Here is a 7,036-nt window from a genome sequence, read left to right as displayed (position 1 = left end):
AATCAAAACAATCGAAACTTGCGTGGTGATTTTTGGTCTTGGTCGTCCGGATCGACGCCGGGATCGTCGGGCAGCCGCGCCAGTTCCTCCGCCGGTTCGACAGCTTCGGCATCCGGTGGCACCGCGGCAAACGCCGTGGCGTTGACCGGCGCAACATCGTCTTCGCCACTTTCCGAGGCCGCCGCGGCGGTCGGTCTTTCGGCCGAACCAGCGGGGTTCAGCTCGATCACATTTTCTTTTGCCGGCTCGATGGGCCCCGCAATCGTCGGCACTGCGGCGTCCGGCGCGTCCTCATCACTGTCGATGAGCTGGCCGAGCCGCTCCATCGGCGCCCGCCACTCAAAGGCGTCGAGCTTGCCGGTGATCGGCGACACCGGCGCCCAGCGTTCGGAGACGACGCCGTCGGCAACCCAGGCCGGATCGCGCGGTGCACGCACTGCCTTGGACAAAAGTTGCCGAATCTTGCCCTGATCGCCGGTCTCGGCCTCCTCAATGTCGGCCAGAAGCAGATAGGCGCCTTCGCGGCGATCCATGCGTATGGCTGCCTCGGCCTCTTTGCGGGCGGTTGAAAAGTCCTGCGCGTCGAGTGCGGCGCGTGCCACCGCCAGCGATGATTCGGCGTGGTTCTTCTTCATCTCCTGCAGCTTCTTCGCCCGGTTCAGGCGGTCGAGCACGGCATCGCCCGGCCGGGCGTGGGTGTAGAGCTCCGCGATCTCCGGATGCGGCTCGGCTTTCCACGCCGCTTCCAGTATCTTCGCGCCCTTGCGCACATCATTCTGTCTGAACAGCAGTTTGGCTGCGATCACCGCCGCCGGCGCGAAATCCGGCCGCAGCCGGTTGGCCTCGAGAGCAGCGGTTTTGGCGGCATTGGGATCGCTGTCGATCAGCGCCTGCGCCTTGGCAGTGAGCAGCACGGCGCGACGCCGGTTGGCGGCGTCGCGTTCGATCTGGCGCGTCGATTTCTGCGCCTCGACCAGTTTCAGCGCGCCGTCCCAGTCGCCGCGCCCGGTCAGATCTTCCAGCGTCGATTCGGCGGCCCAGGCCAGCTGCGGCGCCATCGCGGCGGCGCGGCCGGCATAGTGCCGCGCCGCGTTGCGATCGCCGAGGCGTTCGGCCTCGAGGTAGAGCCCGCGCAGGCCGAGCAGCCGCATTTCGGGATCGTCGAGCATGGTCTCGAACTTTTCGCGGGCACCCTCATGGTCGCCTTCGAGCAGCGAGGCTTGCGCCTCGAGCAGGTGGATCAGCGGCTCCTGGTCGGAGCGAATGAGCTTTGCCGCTTCCTTGGTCTTCTTGCGGGCGAGCGCTCCGTCACCGGCCCCGGCGGCGATCATGCCGGTCGACAGCGCCTGATAGCCACGGTCGCGACGGCGCACGCGGAAATAGCGCGATATGGTGTAGGGGCTGTTCCACAGCGCCTTTAGCAGCCACCAGACGATCATCACCGCGGCGACCACGGCGACAACCGCCACCGCCGCCACCATCAGGCTGACCTGGTATTGATAGCCGCTGAAGGTGACGACCATCTCGCCCGGCCGGTCAGCCAGCCAGGCGAAACCCAGCCCGAGCACGAAAACGACGGCGAGGAAAAGCAGAATGCGAATCATCGGGTTTTCCTCACGCCTTCATCGCACTGGCGATCAGCGCCTCGATCTGCGTCTCGACTTCGGTCCGCGCCTTCAGTTTGCCGGCAAATTCGGCGCCGGCGGCCTTGGCCGCCTCGGGCAGTGTGTCGTATTCGCCGAGCGCCTTGGCGTAGTCGCCCTGGTTGACCGCCACCTCCATACGCGCGACGGTTTCCGGCGCCCCGGCGCCTTCGACGGCGCCGATCGGCCGGACCTTGACCAGCGATTCGGCGCTCGACAACAGGTTTTGCAGGAAGCCGGCATTCTGGTCGACGGGCTCCGAGGCAGCGACCATGGCATTGGCCGCGGCGGGCATTTCGGCGGCGATCTCAGCCCGAGTCGGAACGCCCTTCTCGGCGTAGCTACGCAAGGTCGCGAGCTCCGGTGCATCGGGTGAAATCGCCGCAAAGGTTTCGAGTTCGGCCGCGAAAGGCGCACCGCGGTCGAGTGCTGCCTTCAGCGCCGATGCGGCAATGGCGAGCGCGATCTTCGGTTGCGCTGCCTGTGCCTCGAGCTTGTCGGAAAGCTGCGACACGGATTGTTCCAGCGCCGCAAGCCGGCCTTCCTGCGCTTTCGCCGTCTCGCCGGCGGATTTCACCAGTGCGTCGAGCCCGACCAGCTTTTCGTTGAGCGGGCCGAGATCGACCGGCGCCGTATTGCCGGTTTGGCCAAGAGCCGCAATCTCCGTCTCGATCTGCCTGACCTTGTCGCCAAGGGCTGCAAGCCCGGCACTGTCGCCTGCTCCACCCTGCTCGACCGCCGATTTCAGCGCAGCGACATCCGTCTTGACCTGATCCAGGGCCGACGACAGCCCGTCCACCTTGGCCGACGCATCATTGTTGCCGCCTGTGTCCTTGAGCCCGGCGATCTCGCTCTTTAGCGAAGCGATTTCGCCATTGATGCCATCGAGCGATACGCCGCCCGAGGAGGCATCGCCGGCCCCTGGCGCGCCGAGCAAGCCGGCAAACTGCAGCCCTCCGGCGGCGGCGAGTGCGATGACGCCGCCGATAAAGCCGGCAGCGATGCCGTTGATGCCGCCACGCTTCGGCTGCGCCATGTATTCATTCCCTGTCTGGGTTTCTTTCGGCGCTTCATCGGTCCCGTTGCTGGTCCCCGTCCCGCTGGCTTTGGCGGATGCGTCGTCGAAACTGTAGTCGAAGGCCCGGTTCGCCGACGCCTCCGAGCCGGCCGGATAAGTCGGTTTGGGTCCTTCGGCACCTTTGGCGCCACCCTCTGCGGGCTCTTCCGAGCCGGCCGGCGGGGCCGCGTCGGCATGTTCCCACGGCTCGATGTCGGTCTGATCGGCATGCACGGGTTCATCAGGCGCTTCCGGCTGCGACGCGTTTGCCGCTTCCTCCGCCTTCGCCTCGTCGGTCCGCCCGTTGGCGGCATCCTCGTCGGCAACGCGCGAGACGGCGCCGGGTTCGAGCTCGATGGTCACCGGCTCACGACGGCTTTTCGAATGCCGCATCTTCGGCGTCTTGACCATGCTTGGGCTCCGCAAATTTCGCTTCGGGATGGTTCAGAAAGGGTCTAGCACATCACCGAGCGGTGAAAAGGGGCGGCGTGATGACGCCCGTGGCTTCGAGGTCAGTTTTGGCAAAACGCCGCAGGGGCCGTATCTGCGCTTCAGGGAGATCAGAAACAAAAAACCCGCCTTGGCGGCGGGTCGTCGTCGCGAATGGGCACGACAGGCATTTTCTTAGCACAGCTGCCGGCACAAAGCAAGAACAAACATGCCGATCCAGGCAGTCGCCCCAGCGCTGACGCCCGGGACGGGCAGGCAGCAGCGGCAGGCGCCCGTTCAGCGCCGCGCCTGCAAAAGGCCCAGCAGCGCATCTTCGCTGGGCTCAGGCGCTATCCGGATCCTGTCGCCGGCGACATCGTCCAACGCCGCGGCAATGCGCGCCGACAAGGCGAAAAAAATTGTCCTCTCAAAAACGCCAAGCAGCGCCGGCCGGCCGGCCAGTGCCTGCATCGCTGTGGCCGCGTTGGCCGAATAGAGCAGCACCGCCTCGACCGGCAGGCCGGACAAGCGCGCAAGAACGGCTTCGTCGGAACAGTCCAGCGCGACGGTATCATAGGTCTCGACGGTGCGGACGTGAACGCCTGCCGCCTGCAGCCGCTGCTCGAAACCCGAAAACCGCACGCGCCCGCACAGATAGACGATGGTCTGTCCGGCGTAGCCGCCGGCAAGCGCATCCGCCAGCGCCTGGGCATCGCCGGGGCCTTCGCTGACGGAGAAGAATCCCGCAGTGTGGGCCGCTTCCGCGGTCCTTTTACCGACGGCATGGCAGGGCAAGCCGGCGAGCGCTGCGATGATTTCCTTCGGCGCGTGACGCACGGCATTGGCGCTGGTGACGGCAACGGCCACGGCATTGTCTGCGACCCCGTCCGCATCGACCGGCAGAGCGACCGTTTCGGTCAATGGCAGCAGGATCGGCTGAAAACCCTGGTCCAAAAGCCGCTGCGCCGTGCGCGAGGCGCCCGGTTCCGGCCTCGTCACCAGGACACGAACCATGTCAGGCCCAGCCGTCGAAGAATTTTTCGCCAGCCTTGGCCCGTACGGTCCTGGCGGCATCCTCGCCGATCTGGGCGGCATCCTGCACCGGGCCTTCCGCCTTGACCTCATGGGACTGCGTACCGTCCGGCGAGATTATCAGGCCGGCAAAGACAACCGTTCCGCCCGATATCGTCGCATGGCCGGCGATCGGCGTGCGGCACGACCCGTCGAGCGCAGCCAGGAAAGCCCGTTCGCAGGCCAGCGCCTGTCCGGTCGGCAAATCATGGATTCCCGTCAGCATCTTTTCCACATCGAGGTCGCCGATGCGACTTTCGATGCAGATCGCGCCCTGCCCCGGCGCCGGCGGAAAGGTGTCGAGCGGCATCAGGTCGGTGATGACATTTTCGAGCCCGAGCCGCTTCAGCCCGGCATAGGCAAGGATGGTGCCGTCGGCAACGCCCTCGTCGAGCTTGCGCAGCCGCGTCTGCACGTTGCCGCGGAACATCACCACGTCGAGGTCCGGCCGCATCCGCCGGATCAGCGCCTGGCGCCGCAGCGACGACGAACCGACCTTTGCGCCGTGCGGCAATCCGGCGATCGTTTTCGCCGCCTTGCCGACGAAAACGTCCCGGGCGTCCTCGCGTGGCAGGAAGGCGGACAGTTCCAGCCCGTCGGGCAACACCGTCGGCATGTCCTTCGACGAATGCACGGCGATGTCGATACGGCGCGCTAGCAGCGCTTCCTCGATCTCCCTGGTGAACAGGCCCTTGCCGCCGGCTTCCGACAGCGGCCGGTCCTGGATGCGGTCGCCGCTGGTCGAGATGACGACCACTTCAAATGCCTCAACCGGCATGCCGTGCGCGGCCATCAGTCGCGCCTGCGTTTCATGCGCCTGCGCCAGCGCCAGCGGGCTGCCGCGTGTTCCGATTTTCAAGGTTGTTTGCATGGCGCGCCGTCCGTGATAACCCCCGGCAGATTGAGGCCGTTTTCCGGGCTTTCTCCTAACGGGGAAAGACTGGTTGCACAATCTCTAGGGGATAGCGACGAATTGATCCGCGTTCTGGGCATTGAGACGAGTTGCGACGAGACCGCCGCGAGCGTGGTGGCGCTGGACGGCGGCGGCGCGCCGAAAATCCTGTCCGATATCGTGCTCAGCCAGATCGAGGAGCATGCCGCCTTCGGCGGCGTCGTGCCGGAAATCGCCGCGCGCGCCCATGTCGAGGCGCTGGACGGCATTATCGAGGCAGCGCTCGCCGATTCGGGCGTCGATCTCGCCGACATCGACGCGATCGCCGCGACCGCCGGGCCCGGCCTGGTCGGCGGGCTGATCGTCGGGCTGATGACGGCCAAGGCGATCGCCGCCGCGGCGAACAAGCCGCTGATCGCCATCAACCATCTCGAAGGCCACGCGCTGACCGCGCGGCTGACCGACGGGCTCGACTTTCCCTACCTGTTGCTGCTGGTGTCCGGCGGCCACACGCAGATCGTCGCGGTGCGTGGCGTTGGCGACTATCAGCGCTGGGCGACAACCATCGACGATGCGCTCGGCGAAGCCTTCGACAAGACCGCCAAGATGCTCGGCCTGCCCTACCCTGGCGGGCCGAATGTCGAGAAGGCGGCGGCGACCGGCGACGTCGCACGCTTCGCCTTCCCGCGGCCGATGAAGGGATCGGCGCAGCCCGATTTCTCCTTTTCCGGGCTGAAGACCGCGGTGCGCCAGGCAGCAACGGCCATTGCCCCGTTGAGCGACCAGGACGTCGCCGACATCTGCGCCTCGTTCCAGGCGGCGGTGGCGGATGCACTGGAGGATCGTGTTTCGAGGGCGCTGAACCGATTCCGTCAGGAGTTTCCAGGCGAGATGGAGCCTGCGCTCGTCGTCGCCGGCGGCGTCGCTGCCAACCGGACGATCAAGGCGACACTCGAAGCCCTGTGCGAGAAAGCCGGCTTTGCTTTCGTCGCACCGCCGCTCAAACTCTGCACCGACAATGCGGCGATGATCGCCTGGGCCGGCATCGAACGGCTGCGCGTCGGCATCGCGGGTGAGAACGCCGCCGATTTCGGGCCGCGCTCGCGCTGGCCGCTGGACAGTATCTCTGCCCCGATGGTCGGCTCGGGCCGGCGCGGAGCCAAGGCATGACCGGTAGCGGGCACAAGGCGCCAAGCGGTTGGCGCATTGCCGTGCTCGGCGGCGGTGCCTGGGGCACGGCACTGGCGCTGGCCATGCTGCGAGCCGGTCATTTCGTCCGCCTCTATGCGCGCGACCCGGAGACCGTCGCCGCGATCGACCGTGGCGAAAATCAGCGCTATCTGCCGGGCATCGCGCTCCAGGCCGGCATCGTGGCAACGAGCGACATCGAGGCCGCGCTCGACGGCGCCGACTGCGTTCTGGCGGTGGCGCCGGCGCAGTCGCTGCGCGCCATGCTGGCCACCGCGAAAACCCATATGCCGACAGGCGCCCCGCTGGTTCTCTGCGCCAAGGGCATCGAGCGCGACACCGGCGCGCTGCTGTCGGCCATCGCTAGAGAGATCCTGCCTGAAAATCCGGTCGCCGCCCTGTCCGGCCCAAGCTTCGCCACCGACGTCGCCAGGGGCCTGCCGACGGCCGTGGTGGTCGCCGCCCGCGACAAGTATCTGGCGGCCGAGCTTGCCGCCCGCTTCTCCGCGCAGAACCTGCGCTGCTATTCGAGCGACGATCTCATCGGCGTCGAGATCGGCGGCGCGCTGAAGAACGTCTTCGCCATTGCCGCGGGTGCCGTCACCGGCGCCGCGCTCGGCGCCAGCGCCCAGGCCGCCATGGTGACCCGCGGCTTCGTCGAATTGCGCCGCATCGGTGCTGCCTTCGGCGCCAGGCCGGAAACGCTGATGGGACTTTCCGGCCTCGGCGATCTTTTGCTCACCTGCTCGTCCGCCC

Annotated in this window: 6 protein-coding genes; 2 read left to right on the top strand and 4 right to left on the bottom strand. The window is 66.9% G+C overall.

From position 1 onward, the window contains the following. Positions 1-2: 2 nt before the first annotated feature. The 4 genes from EOA85_RS22725 to hemC form a co-directional block, all read right to left on the bottom strand. Positions 3-1,604 (bottom strand): heme biosynthesis protein HemY, encoded by a 1,602-nt coding sequence (locus EOA85_RS22725; RefSeq protein WP_065007218.1) that lies wholly within the window; start codon positions 1,602-1,604, stop codon positions 3-5. Positions 1,605-1,614: 10 nt separating this feature from the next. Further along, positions 1,615-3,111, bottom strand: a complete 1,497-nt coding sequence (locus EOA85_RS22720; RefSeq protein ID WP_127211248.1) for a COG4223 family protein — start codon at positions 3,109-3,111, stop codon at positions 1,615-1,617. 315 nt (positions 3,112-3,426) lie between these two features. Then, positions 3,427-4,143: a uroporphyrinogen-III synthase gene (locus EOA85_RS22715; RefSeq protein WP_127211247.1), complete on the bottom strand. Its 717-nt coding sequence runs from the start codon at positions 4,141-4,143 to the stop codon at positions 3,427-3,429. A 1-nt stretch (position 4,144) separates the two neighbouring features. Next, positions 4,145-5,071, bottom strand: a complete 927-nt coding sequence (gene hemC, locus EOA85_RS22710; protein WP_127211246.1) for a hydroxymethylbilane synthase — start codon at positions 5,069-5,071, stop codon at positions 4,145-4,147. Positions 5,072-5,176: 105 nt separating this feature from the next. On the opposite strand from hemC, the gene tsaD reads away from it, so the two are divergent. Both tsaD and EOA85_RS22700 read left to right on the top strand, forming a co-directional pair. Then, on the top strand, positions 5,177-6,262 hold the full coding sequence (tsaD, locus tag EOA85_RS22705) for a tRNA (adenosine(37)-N6)-threonylcarbamoyltransferase complex transferase subunit TsaD (RefSeq protein WP_206523348.1): 1,086 nt from the start codon (positions 5,177-5,179) through the stop codon (positions 6,260-6,262). Next, positions 6,259-7,036, top strand: a 778-nt coding sequence (locus EOA85_RS22700) for an NAD(P)H-dependent glycerol-3-phosphate dehydrogenase (protein WP_127211244.1), incomplete at its 3' end; no start/stop codon positions are given. The genes tsaD and EOA85_RS22700, both read left to right, overlap by 4 nt.

The sequence above is a fragment of the Mesorhizobium sp. M5C.F.Ca.IN.020.29.1.1 genome (assembly GCF_003997375.1).
GTDB classification, from domain to species: domain Bacteria; phylum Pseudomonadota; class Alphaproteobacteria; order Rhizobiales; family Rhizobiaceae; genus Mesorhizobium; species Mesorhizobium wenxiniae.
Note: the sequence above shows the minus strand (reverse complement) of the source record. Positions and strands in the feature narration are given on the sequence as shown.

Bases quoted from the DNA above. Each gene is read 5' to 3' on its own strand.
- EOA85_RS22725 (WP_065007218.1), bottom strand. From the start codon at position 1,604: ATGATTCGCATTCTGCTTTTCCTCGCCGTCGTTTTCGTGCTCGGGCTG.
- EOA85_RS22720 (WP_127211248.1), bottom strand. From the start codon at position 3,111: ATGGTCAAGACGCCGAAGATGCGGCATTCGAAAAGCCGTCGTGAGCCG.
- EOA85_RS22715 (WP_127211247.1), bottom strand. From the start codon at position 4,143: ATGGTTCGTGTCCTGGTGACGAGGCCGGAACCGGGCGCCTCGCGCACG.
- hemC (WP_127211246.1), bottom strand. From the start codon at position 5,071: ATGCAAACAACCTTGAAAATCGGAACACGCGGCAGCCCGCTGGCGCTG.